The sequence below is a fragment of the Pseudomonas sp. B37(2017) genome, assembly GCF_002112885.1.
Classification (GTDB): Bacteria; Pseudomonadota; Gammaproteobacteria; order Pseudomonadales; family Pseudomonadaceae; genus Aquipseudomonas; species Aquipseudomonas paraglycinae.
This window is the reverse complement of the sequence record NZ_NEIX01000001.1, coordinates 1,266,399-1,287,086: the sequence shown is the minus strand read 5'-3', so window position 1 is coordinate 1,287,086 and position 20,688 is coordinate 1,266,399. Positions and strand designations below refer to the sequence as shown.

Here is a 20,688-nt window from a genome sequence, read left to right as displayed (position 1 = left end):
ATGTTGCGTGTTTTTGCTGCTCGTCAGATACGAATTTTTAAAGAGGTGGAGGCGGATGACAGATCCGCTCTGGAATTAAACAAGGGGCATGTTCTTTCATAAAATTTTTACAAATCTGTTTCATGAGAACCCCACTCCTTAAGGCTCAGGCAGGCAAGGAAAAGGCCAATAAAATGTGGCCTTGTCGCTTTTGAAGTGCCATTACCTGACATGTAAATGACATCATTGCGCCGAACTTTCCGTGAACAAAATCGCAGGTCTTGATTTGAGTCTCGACCCTGTCAGCGGCTCGAACAATATTGCGAACAGGAACGATTATCAAGTAAGGTTTTCAAATATTTTTGAATGAACACACACAACAGGGGAGTGCGAAGCCATTTGTTCGCCTGCTCAAGTAAGCGCTCGCGTATTGATTAAAAAATCCCTTAACGCCTTGTTATTCAAGGTGTTGACGGTTGATTCAATACGCGTGGAATCAACCCGTTTTTTCCCCTGTAACAGGTGTTCGAATTTTTTTGAAAACCCACGACTGAAGCACGCTCAGGAGAGTCCCGATGACTGTTCGTCACAGCACCAACGCCACGCTTCCCATCAGCTACCTGTTCGTTCCCGGCAACCGTCCGGAGCGTTTCTCCAAAGCGGTCGAAGCCGGGCCGGACGCGATCATTCTTGACCTCGAAGATGCCGTTCATCCGAACAGCAAAGCCGTGGCCCGGGCATCGATCTGGGCCTGGCAGCAGAGCACGCCCGAAACCGCCTGCCAGCGTTACATCCGGCTGAACAGCGTCGGCAGCTCGCTGTTTCGCCAGGACATGACGTGGCTGGGCGACATGCGCTACCCCGAGCGCTGCGCGGGGATTTTCCTGCCCAAGGCCGAATGCCCGGAGAGCCTGTCGCGCGTGGTCGAGCGCCTGCTGGAATGGAACCCCGAGCTGCAAATCGTCGCCATCATCGAGACCGCCAAGGGCCTGCATCAGGTCGAGGCGATTGCCGCGATTCCCGGGTTGGCGCGGCTGGCATTCGGTTCGCTGGATTTCTCTCTGGACATCGATTGCAGCCAGATTCCCGAGGCGTTCCTGTTCGCCCGCAATCGCATCGTGCTGGCTTCACGGGTGGCCGGATTGCCGGCGCCGATCGATGGGGTGACCCCGGCCATCAGCGACATGGCGGTGGTCGAGCGCGACTCGCGTTACGCCCGGTCGCTGGGGTTCGGCGCCAAGCTGTGTATCCATCCTTCGCAAATCGCCACGGTGCAGAAAGCCTTCCTGCCCAACGCCCGCCAACTGGCGTGGGCGGACCGGGTCCTGAACGCGGTGGCGGGGGGCAGTCACGCGGTGCAAGTCGACGGCGAAATGGTCGATCTGCCGCTCATCGAGCAGGCCCAACGCCTGCGGGACATGGCCAGCCAGTACGCGCTGGTCGCCAACGCGGATGCCTGCTGAAACCGGGGGTGAATCATGGGACATGGTTACCAGATTGCCCTGCGTGCGCTGTGCGATGTGCGGCAATCCGAGCAGGTCGATCCGCTTAACGTGCAGCGCCTGCGCGAGGCGATCATCCAGGCCGGGCACTGGCTCGAGCCGATCATCGTCGAGCGTTCCCAAGGCATCGTGATGGACGGCAACCACCGGTTCAACGCGGCGCGGGCGTTGGGGTTGAAACGGGTGCCGTGCATCCAGCTCGACTACGCCGACCCACGCGTCTGTGTGCGCCACTGGCAAACCGGGCAAGCGTTCGAAGTGGCGCAGATTTTCACCACCATCGAGCGCGGCGAGCTGTTCCCGTACAAGACCACCCGGCACGCGTTTGACCCCGCGCTGCCGGTGGTCTCCATCCCGTTGCAATGCCTGTATGACTGACCCGCGTCGGAGGGTGGGTTTCGCAAACTCATCCTCCGGCGTTTTCCCCTCCGGGCGATCCGCTCAAAAAAATATCCGATCCTGCTGATACTTTTTCGATTGTCGACTGGCAAATAGGAGTCATTACCATTTTCAGCCACTCGAGAAGGACCCAATCGTCATGTCTGTTGCAAGCCGACCCTGCAGTGAACGCGCACTCACACTGGCCATTCGCACCGCGATGCTGAGTTCCATTCTGGCCGCAGGAAGCGCCACTGCCTGGGCAGCAGACCCCAAGCAACCCGAGCAACAGGACGCCGTCGCCACCGAAGGGCTGACGCTGGACACCACCAACGTCAACGCCCGTTACAACGGCGCGACCGCATTGCCGGAAGTCCTCGCCGGGGGCCAGGTCGCCCGTGGTGCGCGGCTCGGGATGATGGGCAACAAGGACGTGATGGACACGCCTTTCAGCGTGACCAGCTACACCGCCAAGACCCTCGCCGATCTGCAAACCGTCACCGTGGCCGATGCGCTGGAACGCGACCCTTCGGTACGCTCCACCGGGCAGACCGGCGGGATCGTCGATTCGTTTTTCATCCGTGGATTTGCGATAGGCGAGGGCAACCTCGGCGAGCTGGCCTATGACGGTGTGTACGGCGTCGCGCCCAACTATCGGGTGTTCACCGAATACGCCGAGCGCGTCGAAGTGCTCAAAGGGCCGGGCGCGCTGATGTACGGGATTTCGCCCAACAGCGGCGTCGGCGGTGTGATCAACATCGTGCCCAAGCGCCCGCTGGCCGAAGACCTGACCCGCTTCACCGGCAGTTACGCTTCGGACTCGCAAGTGGGCGGGCATCTGGACATCAGTCGGCGTTTCGGTGACGAAAACCAGTTTGGCGTGCGTTTCAACGGCAGCCTTCAGGGCGGCGACACTGCGGTGGATGATCAGCAAAGGGATCTCAACATCGGCGCCATCGCCCTCGACTATCAGGGCGAGCGCTTGCGTCTGAACCTGGATTTCATCAGCCAGAAAGAGAGTTTCGATGCGGCCTCGCGCCCGTTCACCATCGCGCCGGGCGTCGAGGTTCCATCGGCGCCGAACGGCCGCACCAACCTGCCGCAGGACTGGGGCTGGTCGGACACCAAGGAGCAATCAGCCTTGCTCGGCGGCGAGTATGACCTCAACGATAACCTGACGGTGTTCGCCCACGCCGGCGGCGGTCGCTCGGACGTCAAGCGCATGTCCGACCAGGTGCCGCGAATCCTCAACGACGCCGGTGATACCAGCAACATTCCCGGCTACTACAAATTCAACGTTGACCGTTCAACGGCGGACGTGGGGATGCGAGCGCTGTTCGCCACAGGCCCGGTCACCCACACCACCACGGTCATGGCGACCCGTTACCAGGACGAGTTGTCCCGAGGCATCAACAACGGCACGGAAATTCGCTCGAACATCTACCACCCGGTGGACGTGCCAAAGCAGTACATCAACTCGCCGAAAGTGCTGCGCATTTCCGAATCGGAACTGTCCGGCATCGCGTTGACCGACACCCTGGGCTTTCTCGATGACAGGATTCAGTTGACCCTCGGCGTGCGCCGTCAGGACATCGAGTCGCGTAACTACAACGCCTCGGGTGCGGTCAGCTCGCGTTACGACGACAACGCGACGACGCCGCTGGCAGGCGTGGTGGTCAAACCGTGGGACGACGTTTCGCTGTACTACAACTACGTCGAAGGCCTGAGCAAAGGTGACATCGCTCCGGGCACGGCGGCGAACTCCGGCGAAACCTTCGCACCCTACAAATCCAAGCAGCACGAAATCGGCGTGAAGTACGAACACGGTACGTTCATGACGACTCTGGCGCTGTTCCAGATCGAGAAACCGAGCGGCGAAATCGGCGCCGGCAACGTGTTCTCGGTGCAAGCCGAACAACGCAACCGTGGCGTCGAATTGAGCATGTTCGGTGAAGTGGCGCCGGGCACCCGCCTGATGGGCGGCGTGACCGTGCTTGATGGCGAACTGACGGATTCGGCCACCGCCGCCAACCGTGGCAACAAACCGGTCGGCGTGCCGGATGTCCAGGCCAACCTCTGGGCCGAGTGGGATACACCGTGGGTCGAAGGTTTCACCCTGACCGGCGGCGCGATCTACACCGACAGCCAATACGTCAATCAGGCCAACACCCAGGAGCTGCCTTCCTGGACCCGCGTCGACGCGGGCGCTCGCTACGCCACCAAGATCGAAGGTCGGCCGACGACGTTCCGCGCCACGGTGCAGAACGTGTTTGATCGGGAGTACTGGTCGGGTGTGGCGTCCTACGGCGCGTTCTCCCCGGGCTATCCACGCACGTTGCAGTTGTCGGCGACCGTCGACTTCTGATCGGGGGGGGCACTTGATGGCAGGACAGTCGAGTGCACCTTCTTCTATATAGCTACGCACAGCGGTTGATCACAGAGCCTTCAAGGAAAAGGAGTATTCGAATGTTAACCAGCCCGGCATCGACTTCCTCTGGTACGCCATTGCCGATCCCGAAAGGCCAGCGGGCCTTCGATTTCGAGCGCAGCACCAATGAGCATATCCGTGAGCTGCTGCATTATTACGGGCTGCGCACCAGCCTGATCCGGATCAAGGTGATCGATGCCTTGCTGGTTGCCGCACGGGAAGGACGCGCCGTTGGCGGGCGCGGGGTGCATGGGTATCTGCAGGCGTTTGTCAGCGGCATCCAGTTCATCAGCGTCAGGGAAGTGCTCAAGCGTTTGTGCGAGGAGGGCGTCATCGTGTTTCAGCCCGACAAAAGCTACCAGTTTACCGGCGAGGCCTACGCGATGCTGGAGCAGCATGCCGATCGCTGAGTGATCGCGTTTGCCGTTCTGATCCAAACCACCTGTTCGCAGGTGGTTTTTTCGTTGGGGCCGTCAATCCCGATTCGCTGAAAGCGTTCGATCAGCGGACAGCCAAACCTTCGTCCAATTGCCCGATCCGGCACGCCGGCGTACTGTGACCGGTGATGGCGTAAACCGTGACCATCACCATAACGACAAGATCGAGTGCCTTGCCCATGGACAGCCGCCTGCTGAGCGACCGCAGCAGCGTGTTTCGCCACGCTGACCCGTATGCCGTCTCCGACTATGTGAACCAGCACGTCGGCCAGCATTTCATCGGCCTGTCCAAAACCACCCACCCGCAAGCCAGTCTCAACCATCGCAAACTCGCTGATCTGGATCTGTGCCGCATCAGCTATGGCGGCAGCGTTCGCGTGACGTCGCTGGCGCTGGAAACCGTGTATCACCTGCAAGTCCTGCTGCAAGGCAACTGCCTGTGGCGCGGGCACAAGCGCGAGCATTATCTGGTGCCGGGCGAATTGCTGTTGATCAACCCGGACGATCCGGTCGACCTGACCTATTCCGACGATTGCGAGAAATTCATCCTCAAGGTGCCGGCCAGCGTGCTGGAGTCGGTATGCGACGAACAGCGCTGGCTGCATCCTGCCGGCGGCATCCGGTTTCTGCGCAATCATTACCGGCTCGACGAGCTGGAGGGGTTTACCAACCTGCTGGGCATGATCTGCCAGGAAGCCGAAGCCAGCGACCCGTTGCTGCGGGTGCAGGAACATTACGCGCAGATCGTCGGCAGCAAACTGATCTCGTTGATGAACACCAACGTCAGCCGTGAAAGCCTGAGTTCGCCGAGCGTCAGTTTCGAGCGGATCCTCGACTATATAGAGCGCAACCTGAAGCTGGACTTGCCCGCCGAACACCTGGCGGCCCAGGCGAACATGAGCCCGCGCTCACTTTACGCACTGTTCGAACGCCAGCTCGGCGTGACCCCGATGCAGTACATCCGCCAGCGCAAGCTGGAACGCATTCATGCCTGCCTCAACGACCCGAGCTGCCCGGTGCGCAACCTCACCGAACTGGCGCTGGACTACGGCTTCCTGCACCTCGGGCGTTTCTCCGAAAGCTATCGCCAGCAGTTCGGCGAATTGCCGTCCGTGACCTTCAAACGCCGTCACTGAATTCCCGCCCCGAAACAATCTGAAGCACCTGCCGCGCCGTCCTGCACAAAACGGATAGCGCTCTGCAGGATTCGGATATTGCCGTCCGCGTTGCCTCCCTAATCTGACCTGGCCTGAACAATAACAATGGAGGCCCCGGCCATGTCCCTGGGAATCGACTACCTCAATGCCATGCTTGAAGAGGACCCCGAGAAGGGGGCCTACCGCTGCAAGCGGGAGATGTTCACCGATCCGCAGCTGTTCGAACTGGAGATGGCGCACATCTTCGAAGGCAACTGGATCTACCTCGCCCACGAAAGCCAGATCCCCAACGCCAACGATTTTCTGACCCTCACCATGGGTCGCCAGCCCGTGTTCATCGCCCGCAACAAGGCCGGTGAACTCAATGCCTTTCTCAATGCGTGTAGCCATCGCGGCGCCATGTTGTGCCGGCACAAGTCCGGCAACCGTTCCAGCTATACCTGCCCGTTCCACGGCTGGACGTTCAACAACAGCGGCAAACTGCTCAAGGTCAAAGACCCGAGCGAGGCCGGCTACCCCGAAGGCTTCAACTGCGAAGGCTCCCACGACCTGACCAAAGTCGCGCGTTTCGAGTCCTATCGCGGCTTCCTGTTCGGCAGCCTGAATGCCGATGTGAAGTCGCTTGCCGAGCACCTGGGCGAGTCGGCCAAGATCATCGACATGATCGTCGATCAGTCCCCCGAAGGCCTGGAAGTGCTGCGCGGTTCCAGTTCCTACATCTATGAAGGCAACTGGAAACTCACCGCCGAAAATGGCGCCGACGGCTATCACGTCAGCTCCGTGCACTGGAACTACGCCGCCACCCAGAACCAGCGTCAGCAGCGCGACGCCGGCGAAGAAATCAAGACCATGAGCGCCGGCAGCTGGGCGAAGAAGGGCGGCGGTTTCTACTCGTTCGACCACGGCCACTTGCTGCTCTGGACCCGCTGGGCCAACCCCGAGGACCGTCCAGCCTACGAGCGCCGCGATGAACTCGCCCGGGACTTCGGTCAGGCCCGCGCCGACTGGATGATCGAGAACTCGCGCAACCTGTGCCTGTACCCCAACGTGTACCTGATGGATCAGTTCAGCTCGCAGATCCGCATCGCCCGGCCGATTTCTGTCGACAAGACCGAGATCACCATCTATTGCATCGCCCCCAAAGGTGAAAGCGCGGAGGCCCGGGCCAAACGCATCCGCCAATACGAAGACTTCTTCAATGTCAGCGGCATGGCCACTCCGGATGACCTCGAAGAATTCCGCTCGTGCCAGACCGGCTACGGCGCCGGGCGAGGCTGGAATGACATGTCCCGTGGCGCGACCCATTGGGTCGAAGGCGCGGACGCGGCGGCCGAGGAAATCGACCTCAAACCTTTGTTGTCCGGCATGCGCACCGAGGACGAAGGCCTGTTCGTGCTGCAACACAAGTACTGGCAGGAAACCATGCTCAAGGCTGCTTCCACCGATAAAAACCTGATCCCCGTGGAGGCTGTGTGATGAGCAACCTCTACGACACCGTGCGCGATTTCCTCTACCGCGAAGCGCGCTACCTCGACGACGGCCAGTGGGATCAGTGGCTGGAGCTCTACGCCGCCGACGCCAGTTTCTGGATGCCGGCCTGGGACGACCACGACACCCTGACCGAAGACCCGCAAAGCGAAATCTCGCTGATCTGGTACGGCAACCGTGGCGGCCTCGAAGACCGGGTGTTCCGGATCAAGACCGAGCGCTCCAGCGCGACCATCCCCGATACCCGCACCTCGCACAACCTCAGCAACATCGAGATCGTCGAGCAGGGCGAAGGGCAATGCCGGGTGCGCTTCAACTGGCACACCCTGAGCTTTCGCTATCAGGTCACCGACAGTTACTTCGGCACCAGCTTCTACACCCTCGACCTGCGCGGCGAACAGCCGTTGATCAAGGCCAAGAAAGTCGTGCTGAAGAACGATTACGTCCGTCAGGTCATCGACATCTACCACATCTGATCGAGACGGCGGCGAGCCGGGCTCGACGCTGTGAGCGAGGTGCACCATGAGTTTCCAGATCGCACTGAATTTCGAAGACGGGGTCACCCGTTTCATCGAGGCCTCGGGCCATGAAACCGTTGCCGACGCGGCGTACCGCCAGGGCATCAACATTCCGCTGGACTGCCGCGACGGTGCCTGCGGCACCTGCAAATGTTTCGCCGAGGCCGGGCGTTACGCCATGGGCGACAACTTCATCGAAGACGCCCTGAGTGAAGACGAACTGGCCCAGGGTTACGTCCTGACCTGCCAGATGCGCGCCGAAAGCGATTGCGTGGTGCGGGTGCCGGTCGGCTCGCAGGTGTGCAAGACCGAGCAGGCAAGTTTTCAGGCGGCGATCAGCGATGTTCGTCAGCTTTCCGAGAGCACCATTGCGCTGTCGCTCAAGGGTGAATCCCTGAGCAAACTGGCGTTCCTGCCGGGGCAGTACGTCAACCTGCAAGTACCGGGCAGCGAGCAATCCCGCGCCTACTCCTTCAGCTCGCTGCAGAAGAACGGCGAGGTCAGTTTCCTGATCCGCAATGTTCCCGGCGGCTTGATGAGCAGCTTCCTCACCGGGCTGGCCAAGGCCGGCGACAGCCTGAATCTGGCCGGGCCGCTGGGCAGTTTTTACCTGCGCGAGATCAAGCGTCCGCTGCTTTTGTTAGCAGGCGGCACCGGGCTGGCGCCGTTCACCGCGATGCTGGAGAAGATCGCCGAGCAGGGCAGCGAACATCCGGTTCACCTGATCTACGGCGTGACCAACGATTTCGATCTGGTGGAACTCGACCGCCTCGAAGCCTTCGCCGCGCGCATCCCGAATTTCAGCTTCGGCGCCTGCGTGGCCAATCCGCAGAGCCAGCACCCGCTCAAGGGCTACGTCACCCAGCACATCGAGCCGTGCCACCTCAATGAAGGCGATGTCGACGTGTACCTGTGCGGCCCGCCGCCGATGGTCGAGGCGGTCAGTCAGTACATCCGCGAGCAGGGCATCACGCCGGCGAACTTCTACTACGAGAAATTCGCGGCGGCCTGAGTCTTCTTTCTGAATTGCGAGGTTGTCATGAACAACAGATTCGCCAACAAGGTCGCGCTGGTCACCGGCGCGGCGCAGGGCATCGGTCGCCGGGTGTGCGAGCGATTGCTGGAGGAGGGCGCGCAGGTGATCGCCGTCGACCGCTCCGAACTGGTTCACGAGCTGCAAGGCGAGGGTGTGCTGTCGCTGACCGCCGACCTTGAGCAATACGCCGATTGCGCCCGGGTGATGAGCGCCGCCATCGATACGTTCGGGCGCCTGGATGTGCTGGTCAACAACGTTGGCGGCACCATTTGGGCCAAGCCGTTCGAGCACTACGACGTCGAGCAGATCGAGGCCGAAGTGCGCCGTTCGCTGTTCCCGACGCTGTGGTGCTGTCACGCCGCCTTGCCGTACATGCTCAAGCAGGGGCGCGGCGCGATCGTCAATGTGTCGTCGATTGCGACCCGCAGCCTGAACCGCGTTCCCTACGGCGCGGCCAAGGGCGGCATCAACGCGCTGACTGCCTGCCTGGCCTTTGAAAACGCCGAGCGCGGGATCCGGGTCAACGCCACCGCGCCCGGCGGCACCGAGGCGCCACCCCGGCGCATCCCGCGCAACGCCGCCGAACAGTCCGCGCAGGAGCAGGCCTGGTATCAGGAGATCGTCGCGCAAACCCTCGATAGCAGCCTGATGAAACGCTACGGAACCATTGACGAACAGGTCGGCACGATCCTGTTTCTCGCCTCGGACGACGCCTCCTACATCACTGGTGTAACCCTGCCGGTCGGTGGCGGGGACCTCGGTTGATCACGCTTGAATGGACACTGAAATGAACCGGATCCTGATTGAAAACCTGTCGGCGATCATCGTCGACCTGCCGACCATCCGCCCGCACAAACTGGCGATGCACACGATGCAGAACCAGACGCTGGTGATCCTGCGCCTGCGTTGCAGCGACGGTATCGAAGGCGTCGGCGAAGCCACCACCATCGGCGGTCTGGCCTACGGCTACGAAAGCCCGGAAAGCATCAAGGCCAACATCGACGCGCACCTGGCGCCGGCGCTGATCGGCCTGGACGCGGGCAACATCAACGCCGCGATGCACAAGCTCGACAAGATCGCCAAGGGCAACACCTTCGCCAAGTCTGGCATCGAGAGCGCATTGCTCGACGCCCAAGGCAAACGCCTCGGCCTGCCGGTGAGCGAACTGCTCGGCGGTCGAGTCCGCGACAGCCTCGAAGTGGCCTGGACCCTGGCCAGCGGCGACACCGCTCGCGACATCGCCGAAGCCGAGCAAATGTTGGAAGCGCGGCGGCACCGGATCTTCAAATTGAAGATCGGCGCCAACCCGCTGGAGCAGGATCTGAAACACGTGGTGGCGATCAAGAAAGCCTTGGGCGAGCGCGCCAGTGTGCGGGTCGACGTCAACCAGTACTGGGACGAATCCCAGGCGATTCGCGGCTGTCAGGTACTTGGCGACAACGGTATCGACCTGATCGAGCAGCCGATCTCGCGGGTCAATCGCTCCGGGCAGATTCGCCTGAACCAGCGCAGCCCGGCGCCGATCATGGCCGATGAATCCATTGAAAGTGTCGAGGACGCGTTCAGCCTCGCCGCCGACGGCGCCGCCAGCGTCTTCGCCCTGAAAATCGCCAAGAATGGCGGCCCGCGCGCCGTGTTGCGCACCGCGCAAATCGCCGAAGCCGCCGGCATCGCGCTGTACGGCGGCACCATGCTTGAAGGCTCCGTCGGCACCCTGGCCTCGGCCCATGCGTTCCTCACGCTCAGGCAATTGACCTGGGACACCGAGCTGTTCGGTCCGCTGTTGCTGACCGAAGACATCGTCACCGAGCGTCCGCAGTACCGCGACTTTCACCTGCACATTCCACGCACCTCGGGCCTGGGCCTGACGCTGGATGAAGAGCGTCTGGCGCGTTTTCGCCGGCACTGAATCCCCAAGGAGAACGCCATGCTGTTCCACGTAAAAATGATCGTGAGATTGCCCGCCGACATGGACCCGGCCGTTGCTACAAAACTCAAGGCCGACGAGAAGGAACTCGCCCAGCGCCTGCAACGCGAAGGCCAGTGGCGCCACCTCTGGCGCATCGCCGGGCACTACGCCAATTACAGCGTGTTCGACGTGCCCAGCGTCGAAGCGCTGCACGACACCCTGATGTTGCTGCCGCTGTTTCCCTACATGGAAATCGAGATCGACGGCCTCTGCCGCCACCCCTCGTCGATCCACACCGACGACCGCTGAGCCCGGACTCGACCCCACAACAAGATGAGGTGAACACCATGACCGTGAAGATTGCCCACACTGCCGAACTGCAAAAGTTCTTCGAAGAAGCCGCCGGTTTTGCCAACGATGGCGGCAGCTCGCGTCTGAAAACCATCGTCCTGCGAGTGTTGCAGGACACCGCCCGGATCATCGAAGACCTTGAGATCAGCGAAGACGAATTCTGGAAAGCCGTCGATTACCTCAACCGCCTGGGCGGCCGCTCTGAAGCCGGGCTGCTGGTGGCCGGCCTCGGCCTCGAACATTTTCTCGACCTGCTGCAGGATGCCAAGGATGCGCAGATCGGCTTGACCGGCGGCACGCCGCGCACCATCGAGGGCCCGTTGTACGTGGCCGGCGCGCCGTTGTACGAAGGTGAATGCCGGATGGACGACGGCAGCGAGGAGGGCGTCGCCACCGTGATGTTCCTCGAAGGCCAGGTGTTCGATCCGCAAGGCCAGCCGCTGGCCGGCGCCACGGTCGACCTGTGGCACGCCAACACCAAGGGCACGTACTCGTTCTTCGACCAGAGCCAGTCCGAATACAACCTGCGCCGGCGGATCATCACCGACGCCGAAGGCCGCTACCGCGCCCGCAGCATCGTGCCCTCCGGTTATGGTTGCGACCCGCAAGGCCCGACCCAGGAATGCCTCGACCTGCTCGGCCGCCACGGCCAGCGCCCGGCTCATATTCACTTCTTCATTTCTGCACCGGGGCATCGGCACCTGACGACGCAGATCAATCTGTCGGGGGACAAATACCTGTGGGATGACTTTGCGTATGCGACCCGTGAAGGGTTGGTCGGGGAGGTCGAGTTTCTGGAGGATGCAGCGGGACGTCGCGCCGAATTGAAGTTCGACTTTCAGTTGCAGCAGGCGCCGGATGCGGCGGCGCAGCAGCGCAGTCAACGACCACGGGCGTTGCAGGAATACTGATTCCGCAGTTCTGTTCGCATTGGCGGAACTGCGCAAAAAGTTGCGCAGTAATCCGTAATAAAATCACGGTGAAAATAGCTGGAGGCCTCGCAGATCAAGGCCTCCAGCCAAGTGCGCAAGAAGTTGCACAGCACTGCGCAACTTCTTGCGCACTTTTTCCCTGTTTCCTACAGCCAAAATCGAACGGATCCCACGTAAACGTCGTAAGTCTTTGATGGGTAACAGCCCTGATACGGCTGGCACGACTTTTGATAACTCCTTGGCCACCCGGGCAGGCAATCACGCCGTCCGGTTCTGTCTTTTGAGCAAGGAGCACGCCCCATGGCAACACCAGCGTACATGTCGGTTACCGGCGAAAAACAAGGCCTGATCACTGCCGGCGCCTTCACCGCCGACTCCGTTGGCAACACCTACCAGGAAGGTCACGAAGACCAGGTCATGGTTCAGGCGTTTACCCACGACGTGATCATCCCGCGTGACCCGCAATCCGGTCAGCCAACCGGTCAGCGCGTTCACAAGCCAGTTGTGATCACCAAGGTCTACGACAAGGCTTCGCCGCTGCTGCAAGCAGCACTGACCTCCGGCGAGCGCATGAGCGAAATCGTTATCCAGTGGTATCGCACTTCGGCGCAAGGCACTCAAGAGCACTACTACACCACCAAACTGGAAGACGCGATCATCGTCGCCATCAACAACAAAATGCACAACTGCCAGGATCCAGGCAACGCGCACTTCACCCACCTGGAAGAAGTGCAGTTCACCTACCGCAAAATCACCTGGACCCACGAAGTCTCCGGTACTTCGGGTTCCGATGACTGGCGTGCTCCAGTCGTTTAATCGCGGCTGATGGTTGTACCGCCTCGGCCGGTTTAGCCGGTCGAGGCATCTTTACGACTCAAAGAATTTTTGCCGCCAGATCCTTAGCGTTTTGGCGGCGTCGCAGCACTGTGCGAGGGACAAGGGAATGTTCTCACCGGCCAACCAGCCCCATTTCAATCTGACCATCGATGGCGCGGACAGCGACTTTCAGGTGCTGTCGTTCACCGGTCGGGAAGCCCTCAACACTCCCTTCGAATTCGAGCTGGAACTGGTCAGCGAAAAGGCCTCGATCAACCTCGAAAGCCTGCTGCACAAACTGGCGTTTCTTCAACTGTCGCCGAGCGGCAGCGGGATCCACGGGCTGATCTACAGCATCGCCCAGGGCGAGGCGGGCAAGCGCCTGACCCGCTACAAGATCTCGCTGCGCCCGCAGCTTTCGTACCTGGCGCACCGCTTCAACCAGCGCATCTTTCAGCAGATGACCGTGCAGCAGATCATCAGTCAGGTGCTGGAAGAGCACGGCATTCTGGCCAGCGATTACCACTTCCAGTTGGGCGCGGTGTACCCCGAGCGCATCTACTGCACCCAGTACGACGAAAGTGACCTGCACTTCGTCCAGCGCCTGTGCGAAGAGGAGGGGATTCACTACCACTTCCAGCACACGTCCAGCGGCCACAAACTGACCTTCGGCGATGACCAGACGGTGTTCCCGAAACTCGCGCCCGTGGCCTATCAGCAGGACTCCGGGCTGGTGGCGGACCAACCGGTGGTCAAGCGTTTCGGCCTGCGCCTGGCCACCCGCACCAGCCGCACCACGAGGCGCGATTACGACTTCGTCAAACCGAAGATCGAGCTGGAAAGCGACGCCAAGAGCAGCGCCCAGCCGGACCTGGAAGATTACGACTACCCGGGCCGCTTCGTGGACCGCGAGCGTGGCAAGCACCTGGCCAACCGCAACCTCGAACGCCACCGCAGCGACTATCGCCTGGCCGAGGGCAACAGCGACCAGCCGATTCTGGTCACCGGGCATTTTCTGGCCCTGACCGACCACGCCAACCCGACGTGGAACGACCTGTGGCTGCTCACCGAAATCTTCCACGAAGGCAAGCAGCCACAAGTGCTGGAAGAGTCGGTGACCAGCGACACCACCGACCTGAAGGACGATTTCCATCAGGGCTATCGCAACCGCTTCAACGCGATCCCGTGGGACGTGCCGTACCGTCCGCCACTGGACCACCCGAAACCCAAGGTTCTCGGTTCGCAAAGCGCCGTGGTCACCGGTCCCGAAGGCGAAGAAATCTTCTGCGACCAATACGGGCGGGTGAAGGTGCAGTTCTTCTGGGACCGCGAAGGCCAGCACGACGACAAGACCACCTGCTGGATGCGCGTGGCCTCCAGCTGGGCCGCCGAAACCTTCGGTTCGATCAACATTCCGCGGGTCGGCATGGAAGTGCTGATCACCTTCCTCGAAGGCGATCCCGACCAGCCCTTGATCACCGGCTGCCTGTACCACGGCGCGAATCTGCCGCCGTACAAACTGCCGGACTTCAAGACCCTGGCCACGGTCAAGAGCAAGGAATACAAGGGCAGCCGCGCCAACGAACTGCGCATCGACGACACCACCAGCGAGATCAGCATCGCGCTGCGCAGCGATCACGGCGCGAGCGCGATCAACCTTGGTTACCTGACCCACCCGCGCCCAAGCGGCGGTCAGCCTCGGGGTGAAGGTTTTGAGTTGCGCACCGACCGCCACGGTGCCGTGCGTGCCGGCGCCGGTCTGTTGATCACCACCGAACCGCGTCCGAACGAATCGAAACACCACAAGGACCTGCCGGAAACCGCCGAGCGCCTGGCCACGGCCAGCGATCAACAGGACGGTTTCGCCACGCAGGCCAAAGAGCTTCAGGCTCAAGAAGCCGGCGATCAGGACGACGTGGCCAAAGCGCTGCACGCGCAACACCAGGGCGTGCTCGGCTCGGGACCTGCGAACCTCACCGCCAACGAATTCCCCGAGTTCACCGAGCCGCATCTGGTACTCGCCAGTCCCGCCGGCATCGCCCTGACCACGCCGCGCTCCAGCCACATCGCCACCGGCGAACACCTGGCACTGAGCAGCACCGGTCACACCAGTTTTTCCATCGGTAAACGACTGCTGGCCAGTGCCAGTCGCGGCATGCGCCTGTTCGTGCAGAGCATGGGCTGGCGGCTGGTGGCGGCCTCCGGCGACATCGACGTCAAGGCGCTCAAGGACAGCATCAACCTGCTGGCCAAACTCAACATCACCGCCAACGCCGACCGCATCACCATCACCGCCAAGACCGAACTGGTGATCCAGGGCGGCGGCAGCGCCACGACCTACAACGCCGGCGGCATCACCCACGCCACCAGCGGTCCGTACACCGCGCATGCGGCGAACTTCGCCTACACCGGGGCGAAATCCCTGGCCGGCGTGTTCCCGGAACCGCCGAAACCGGGCAAGGGCAATCTCGAACTGTTCAACCAGTACGCCGGGCGTCAGGGCATCAAGGACGGCGACTACGAAGTCATCGATGCGCTGGGCAAAAGCATCAAGGGCAAGCTCGATGCCAAGGGCTTCGCCAGTGTGGCGGGCGCCGCTCCGGGGCCGGCGCGCGTGCTGTTCGGCAAGGATCCGGCGGACACCTGGAGCGACGGCAGTTACATCGGCAAGCCGGAATGGCCGTTGAATCCGCCGGGTGCTGAGGACATTCCGAGCCAGGTGCAGGCGATGGTGGCGCAGGCGCTGCCGACCAAGAACTGGGACATGTTGGAGAAGGGCAAGGAATTGGCACAGACAGGGATGGGGGCAATGCAGACCGCGCAAGGTGCGATGCAAACGGCGCAGCAGGTGAAAGGCGTGATGCAGGGCGGAGCGGCCGGACTGCCGAAACTGGCGAGTGCGGCGTTGCCGAGTGCGTCGGGGATTCTCGGGGCGGCGAGCAAGGCGGGCAAGTTGCCAACGCTTCCGGCTCCAGCCCTGCCAAAAACTTCCTTGAAAACCCCGGGCCTGCTGGCGGGAGAGGTGTTGTCATGACGACTGGATCCGATGGTGCGAAAACGCGTGAGCCGCAAGTCGCGGTGGTGCCACTCAATACGATCGATATTCAGGATGTCGGACGCGGCGCTGCCAAATTCGATGCCTGGTTGCAGTCCATCAGCGGCGGTGTCGTCACACTCGATCGGGTCAAGAACGTCGCGGGTGCTCTTCCCGTCGTGGGCAACATCATGGCGTTGGTAGATGCCCTCGGAGACATAGTGACTCTGGCCAAAAGCAAACAGCGTCAAGTGCTGGATTGGGTCAGCCTGGGTATCAACCTGATTGGTGTATTGCCTGCGCCGCCGACCATGGCTTCTGCGCGCATGACATTACGCCCGACCCTGGGGCTGGTGCGTCAGGAACTGCGAAACAGTGCCAAGACACTGCTGGGAGACTCCCTGATCGAAGTGCTGATCGGGCATCTGAACGCGACCATCGTCGGCACCATCGATGACTTCGTAAAACAGGCACAACCCAAACTGGCGGGCATTCTCGACGACGCTGGAAAACTGGGTCAAAGCGCGGTGAACGAAATTGCCAAGGGCCTGGAGAAGGTGGTCAATGGCAAGCTCGATGCGAAGGGCGACCTCAATGCGGCCGGTTCGAAAATCACGGCGGCGCGCGGTCAGTTGTTGCACGACCCCAAGGCGGCTATCAGCAACATTTTCGGTGCCGCTTTCAGTGCCTACAAGGCTGCAGGCAAAGGCGTTGCCAACAGTGCCGCTAAGAACTTGCTGCCGGAGAAAGCCAAGGCTCTGGTACTGAGCAACACCTCGATGCTTCGCACGCTGGGGGTGGAGCTGCAATCCCAGATGAAAAAGCTTGGTGACCCGGGCGTTCAGCATTCCATTGGCTGGCTGTTGCAGATGTTGGCGGGCTCGGTAGCAACCTGGCGCAAGCGGCGCTCTCATGGTCAGGCCGCCAGTGTCAAACCGGGGGCCACGAGCAAGGCTGAACAACGCGCCGGCAAAGGCCAACTGGAGTTGCAACAAAGCCAGGCGCGAGCCCGTTCTGATGCCAGTGATTGCAAGAATGTCGTCCCGACAGGTACGAAAAGGAACATCAGCTTTGCACGCGGCACGGAAACCATCACCCACACGGATTTCCGTTTGCCGGGCCCGTTTCCCATCGTCTGGAACCGTACTTATTACTCGAATCTGGAGGCCTACGACAAAGGCAGCCTGGGTGCTCGCTGGATCAACGAGTTCACCACTCGTTTCGATTATGTGGATGACGGGTTGGTCTTCCATGCGGCCGATGGCCGAAGTCATGAATATGCCTTGCCCAAAGTCGGCGAAGCCCATCATGACCCGATTGAAAACCTGACTCTGATTCGCTCAGGTGAAAATCAATTGCTGCTGTGCCGTGGCGTTGAGCGAAAAGAAACCTACGTGCGTCGTGGGGCACGCTTTCTGCTCGCCGGCATCGAACTGCGCAGTGGTGCTGGAATCATGCTGCACTATGAGCACATGCATGGTGATGAGCCGGTGCTCTCTGACCTTCTCACCTATCAGGGGGACGTTACAAAGGTTCATCTACAACTCGGAACACTGATCGATGACCACGGGCGTCTGACAGGTTTGTGGGAGATCGCCGATGGCATCCCTCAGCGCCAACTGTGTGCCTATCACTATGATGCGTTGGGCGATCTGGTTCAGGCACAGGATGAAAACGGTTATGCCTGGAATTATGAATTCCGGAGCCATCTGATCACGCGATATACCGACCGGACCGGGCGGGGCATGAATTTGCAATGGCAGGGGGACGGCTCCGATGCCAAAGCGATTCGTGAATGGGCGGATGATGGAAGCTTCGATACCCGACTTGAGTGGGACGAAAACATTCGTCTGACCTACGTCACTGACGCCCACGGCAATGAGACCTGGCACTACTACGACATTCTTGGCTACACGTACCGTATCCGGCATCCGGATGAGCGTTCGGAATGGTTGTTCCGCGATGAGGCCAAAAATGTCGTGCGACATGTCCACACCGATGGAAGCGTTGATCGGTTCAGCTACGACGAGCGTGGCAATCTTCTCGAACACATCCGTGCCGATAACACCGTAGTGCATTACGCATACGATGATCTGGACCAACTGATCAAGGTTAGTGATGCAGAGGGCGGACAGTGGACCAGAGCTTATGACGACAGCGGCAATCTTGTGGAAGCTGTCGATCCTCTGGGTAACAAGACAGAGTACACCTACACATCTGCCGGCTATCCGGAGACCGTCAAGGATGCAAACGGGGCAGAGAAGAAATTCGAATACAACGATGCCGGTCAGTTGACCGGATACACAGATTGCTCCGGCAAAACCAGTACTTGGGAGTATAACGGCCTGGGTCAGTTGATTTGCTTTACCGATGCGGCAGGGCAGGGCACCGAGTATGAGTATGCGGCTGGTCAACTGGTGTTGATCAGGCATCCGGACAAGTCTGAGGAACGTTTCAGTCGCGATGCCGAAGGGCGCCTTTTGGCCCATGTCGACAGCCTGAACCGCTGCACCACCTGGAACTACAGCGCCGCCGGCCTTATCGTCGAGCGAGTGGATGCGGCTGAGCAAACGTTGCGCTATCGCTGGGACCGTCTCGGTCGTTTGACCGCTTTGGAGAACGAAAATGAGCGTAGCGCCCATTTTCATTACGATCCAATGGGGCGGTTATTGGAGGAAACAGGTTTCGACGGCCATATCACGCGCTACCAGTACGACTCTGAATCAGGTCGTTTGAGCAGCAAGCTTGATGGCGAGCGGCGAGTGGCTTTCCAGTTCGACCTGATGGGCCGTCTGATAGAGCGTCGTGCGAGTCTGGGCGTACAGGTACAAAGTGAAACATTTGCCTACGATGGCAACGGCAATATGACACTGGCCGAAAATGATCACAGTCGCTTGCAGTGGTTCCACGATCCGGCGGGTAACCTGCTGCGTGAACACCAGCATTATCTGAGTTTGGAGCAGCCACGGATCGCAGTCTGGCAACATGAATATGATGCCCTGAATCAGCGAGTAGCGACTGTGCGACCGGATGGCCAAAGAGTCAGTTGGATGACCTACGGCAGTGGGCACTTGCTGGGATTGAAAGTGGATGACCACGAATTGCTGGCCTGGGAGCGTGACGATCTGCATCGCGAAATCGCCCGCCATCAGGGTAATCATTTATTGCAGACGCAGAAGTGGGACCCGGCTGGGCAGTTGCAGGAGCAATTGTTGGGTCGCAGCGATGACAAGCGCACGTTGCTCAAGCGTGAATATCAATATGATCCTGCGGGTCAACTGATCCTTCTCAACGACACGCGACGCGGGCCGCTGACGTATCAGTACGATCCGGTGGGGCGCCTGATCAAGGCGGCGAGTCGACAGGGTGTGGAAACTTTCGCCTTTGATCCTGCCGGTAACTTGCTTGATGAGCCGGTTCAACAGATGCGCCGACCTCTGGATCAGGACCCGATGCGTAGCAAGCGGGTGGACAACCTGCTGCGTGAGTACTCGGGCACCCACTATGAATACGATGATCGAGGCAATCTGATACAGCGTTGGCACAACGGCAGTATCGCCAGAATGCGCTGGGACTTGTTCGACCGTTTGGTTCACTTTGATGATGCTCGACTGGAAGTCGAGTATGCCTACGATGTATTGGGACGCCGCCTTTACAAGAACTCGACTGCGCATTTCATGCGACGGCCTGAAGCCGGATCACAGTGGAACGACAATGAGTTTGTCCGCAAGCAGCGAGAGTCGGGTTGTGGTTTCACATTGTATGGCTGGGACGGCGATACGCTGGCCTGGGAGAGCAGTCCGGCTCTGGTTGATGGTGATCCCGGGCGCACGGTGCATTACATCTATGAGCCGGGTACTTACATTCCGGTTGCGCAAGCTTTGCGACACCAGCCAATCATTCTGATGGGGCAGCCTGACTTCAGCGGCGAGTATCAGTTGGAGGACGACCCGCTGTGGAATCACGTACCTGTGGCGCTGCCAATCGACGTCCTGAGTTGGTATCAATGCGACCGAATGGGGACTCCTCTGGAGTTGACCGACCAGAATGGCGAAATAGCCTGGAGCGCACAGTACAAGGCATGGGGGAGCGTGGCTGAACAGCGCTCGCCAATGGCGCAGCAACAGGGTATTGGCAACCCGCTTCGCTTCCAGGGGCAGTATCACGATCAAGAAACGGGGCTGCATTACAATCGTTATCGTTATTACGATCCGTTGATTGGACGCTTTATCAGCAAAGATCCCATCGGTTATGACGGTGGGTTGAACCTCTTTGTGTATGCGCCGAGTCCACTGGGCTGGATTGACCCGCTAGGCTTGGCAAGATGTCCGTGTGCCGATCTGAAGAAAGGCAACCCTGAAGGAACCGGGCCATTCAGAGGTGGATCTTACGGAGGCACCACAGCCTCGGGGATCGAGTCGCATCACATGCCGGCAGATAGCACCAGTCCGATAAAGAGAAGCCAGGGGCCTGCAATTCAAATGGAGCCCTATGACCATGGCCAAACAATGAGTCACGGTCACCAGGGTAATCCCGGCAAAGCCTATCGGGCTCAGGTCCAGTCAAAAATTGAGGTGGGGGACATGAGGGGAGCAATGGCGATGGAGATCAGAGATGTGCGCCGTGTTGCCACTCAGGTCGGACAACCCAGAAAGTACAATGAAGCAATGCAAGAAATGCTGGCGTATGCCAAGTGCCGTAAATTTCTGGATAAGTGAGAGAA

15 protein-coding genes are annotated in these 20,688 nt (G+C 60.3%); all 15 read left to right on the top strand.

Annotated elements, in window-relative coordinates; genetic code table 11:
* The first annotated feature begins 554 nt into the window (after positions 1 to 554).
* Positions 555 to 1,442, top strand: coding sequence for a CoA ester lyase (locus CAF90_RS05875; RefSeq protein WP_085604790.1), 888 nt, complete (start codon positions 555 to 557; stop codon positions 1,440 to 1,442).
* A gap of 15 nt (positions 1,443 to 1,457) precedes the next feature.
* Positions 1,458 to 1,859, top strand: coding sequence for a ParB N-terminal domain-containing protein (locus CAF90_RS05870; RefSeq protein ID WP_085604787.1), 402 nt, complete (start codon positions 1,458 to 1,460; stop codon positions 1,857 to 1,859).
* Positions 1,860 to 2,019: 160 nt separating this feature from the next.
* Positions 2,020 to 4,224: a TonB-dependent siderophore receptor gene (locus CAF90_RS05865; RefSeq protein WP_085604784.1), complete on the top strand. Its 2,205-nt coding sequence runs from the start codon at positions 2,020 to 2,022 to the stop codon at positions 4,222 to 4,224.
* 101 nt (positions 4,225 to 4,325) lie between these two features.
* Positions 4,326 to 4,697, top strand: a complete 372-nt coding sequence (locus CAF90_RS05860; RefSeq protein WP_085604780.1) for a fe2+ zn2+ uptake regulation protein — start codon at positions 4,326 to 4,328, stop codon at positions 4,695 to 4,697.
* A gap of 206 nt (positions 4,698 to 4,903) precedes the next feature.
* Positions 4,904 to 5,860, top strand: coding sequence for an AraC family transcriptional regulator (locus CAF90_RS05855; protein ID WP_085604777.1), 957 nt, complete (start codon positions 4,904 to 4,906; stop codon positions 5,858 to 5,860).
* 141 nt (positions 5,861 to 6,001) lie between these two features.
* Positions 6,002 to 7,357, top strand: a complete 1,356-nt coding sequence (gene benA, locus CAF90_RS05850; protein WP_085604774.1) for a benzoate 1,2-dioxygenase large subunit — start codon at positions 6,002 to 6,004, stop codon at positions 7,355 to 7,357.
* On the top strand, positions 7,357 to 7,845 hold the full coding sequence (benB, locus tag CAF90_RS05845) for a benzoate 1,2-dioxygenase small subunit (RefSeq protein WP_007958097.1): 489 nt from the start codon (positions 7,357 to 7,359) through the stop codon (positions 7,843 to 7,845). The genes benA and benB overlap by 1 nt, the downstream gene beginning before the upstream one ends.
* A 46-nt stretch (positions 7,846 to 7,891) precedes the next feature.
* A complete protein-coding gene (gene benC / locus CAF90_RS05840) occupies positions 7,892 to 8,899 on the top strand; it encodes a benzoate 1,2-dioxygenase electron transfer component BenC (RefSeq protein WP_085604771.1) in 1,008 nt (335 codons plus the stop codon).
* A 27-nt stretch (positions 8,900 to 8,926) separates the two neighbouring features.
* Positions 8,927 to 9,688: a 1,6-dihydroxycyclohexa-2,4-diene-1-carboxylate dehydrogenase gene (locus CAF90_RS05835; protein WP_085604768.1), complete on the top strand. Its 762-nt coding sequence runs from the start codon at positions 8,927 to 8,929 to the stop codon at positions 9,686 to 9,688.
* Between the two features lie 22 nt (positions 9,689 to 9,710).
* Positions 9,711 to 10,832 (top strand): muconate cycloisomerase family protein, encoded by a 1,122-nt coding sequence (locus CAF90_RS05830; protein WP_085604765.1) that lies wholly within the window; start codon positions 9,711 to 9,713, stop codon positions 10,830 to 10,832.
* Between the two features lie 18 nt (positions 10,833 to 10,850).
* Positions 10,851 to 11,141, top strand: coding sequence for a muconolactone Delta-isomerase (gene catC, locus CAF90_RS05825; RefSeq protein ID WP_085604763.1), 291 nt, complete (start codon positions 10,851 to 10,853; stop codon positions 11,139 to 11,141).
* Between the two features lie 38 nt (positions 11,142 to 11,179).
* Complete coding sequence (gene catA, locus CAF90_RS05820) at positions 11,180 to 12,094, top strand: catechol 1,2-dioxygenase (protein WP_085604759.1); 915 nt, start codon at positions 11,180 to 11,182, stop codon at positions 12,092 to 12,094.
* 321 nt (positions 12,095 to 12,415) lie between these two features.
* Positions 12,416 to 12,931, top strand: a complete 516-nt coding sequence (locus CAF90_RS05815; protein ID WP_007949952.1) for an Hcp family type VI secretion system effector — start codon at positions 12,416 to 12,418, stop codon at positions 12,929 to 12,931.
* Between the two features lie 127 nt (positions 12,932 to 13,058).
* On the top strand, positions 13,059 to 15,965 hold the full coding sequence (locus CAF90_RS05810; RefSeq protein ID WP_085604756.1) for a type VI secretion system tip protein VgrG: 2,907 nt from the start codon (positions 13,059 to 13,061) through the stop codon (positions 15,963 to 15,965).
* Positions 15,962 to 20,683, top strand: coding sequence for an RHS repeat-associated core domain-containing protein (locus tag CAF90_RS05805; protein ID WP_085604753.1), 4,722 nt, complete (start codon positions 15,962 to 15,964; stop codon positions 20,681 to 20,683). The genes CAF90_RS05810 and CAF90_RS05805 overlap by 4 nt, the downstream gene beginning before the upstream one ends.
* Positions 20,684 to 20,688 lie beyond the last annotated feature (5 nt).

Bases quoted from the DNA above. Each gene is read 5' to 3' on its own strand.
- CAF90_RS05875 (WP_085604790.1), top strand. From the start codon at position 555: ATGACTGTTCGTCACAGCACCAACGCCACGCTTCCCATCAGCTACCTG.
- CAF90_RS05870 (WP_085604787.1), top strand. From the start codon at position 1,458: ATGGGACATGGTTACCAGATTGCCCTGCGTGCGCTGTGCGATGTGCGG.
- CAF90_RS05865 (WP_085604784.1), top strand. From the start codon at position 2,020: ATGTCTGTTGCAAGCCGACCCTGCAGTGAACGCGCACTCACACTGGCC.
- CAF90_RS05860 (WP_085604780.1), top strand. From the start codon at position 4,326: ATGTTAACCAGCCCGGCATCGACTTCCTCTGGTACGCCATTGCCGATC.
- CAF90_RS05855 (WP_085604777.1), top strand. From the start codon at position 4,904: ATGGACAGCCGCCTGCTGAGCGACCGCAGCAGCGTGTTTCGCCACGCT.
- benA (WP_085604774.1), top strand. From the start codon at position 6,002: ATGTCCCTGGGAATCGACTACCTCAATGCCATGCTTGAAGAGGACCCC.
- benB (WP_007958097.1), top strand. From the start codon at position 7,357: ATGAGCAACCTCTACGACACCGTGCGCGATTTCCTCTACCGCGAAGCG.
- benC (WP_085604771.1), top strand. From the start codon at position 7,892: ATGAGTTTCCAGATCGCACTGAATTTCGAAGACGGGGTCACCCGTTTC.
- CAF90_RS05835 (WP_085604768.1), top strand. From the start codon at position 8,927: ATGAACAACAGATTCGCCAACAAGGTCGCGCTGGTCACCGGCGCGGCG.
- CAF90_RS05830 (WP_085604765.1), top strand. From the start codon at position 9,711: ATGAACCGGATCCTGATTGAAAACCTGTCGGCGATCATCGTCGACCTG.
- catC (WP_085604763.1), top strand. From the start codon at position 10,851: ATGCTGTTCCACGTAAAAATGATCGTGAGATTGCCCGCCGACATGGAC.
- catA (WP_085604759.1), top strand. From the start codon at position 11,180: ATGACCGTGAAGATTGCCCACACTGCCGAACTGCAAAAGTTCTTCGAA.
- CAF90_RS05815 (WP_007949952.1), top strand. From the start codon at position 12,416: ATGGCAACACCAGCGTACATGTCGGTTACCGGCGAAAAACAAGGCCTG.
- CAF90_RS05810 (WP_085604756.1), top strand. From the start codon at position 13,059: ATGTTCTCACCGGCCAACCAGCCCCATTTCAATCTGACCATCGATGGC.
- CAF90_RS05805 (WP_085604753.1), top strand. From the start codon at position 15,962: ATGACGACTGGATCCGATGGTGCGAAAACGCGTGAGCCGCAAGTCGCG.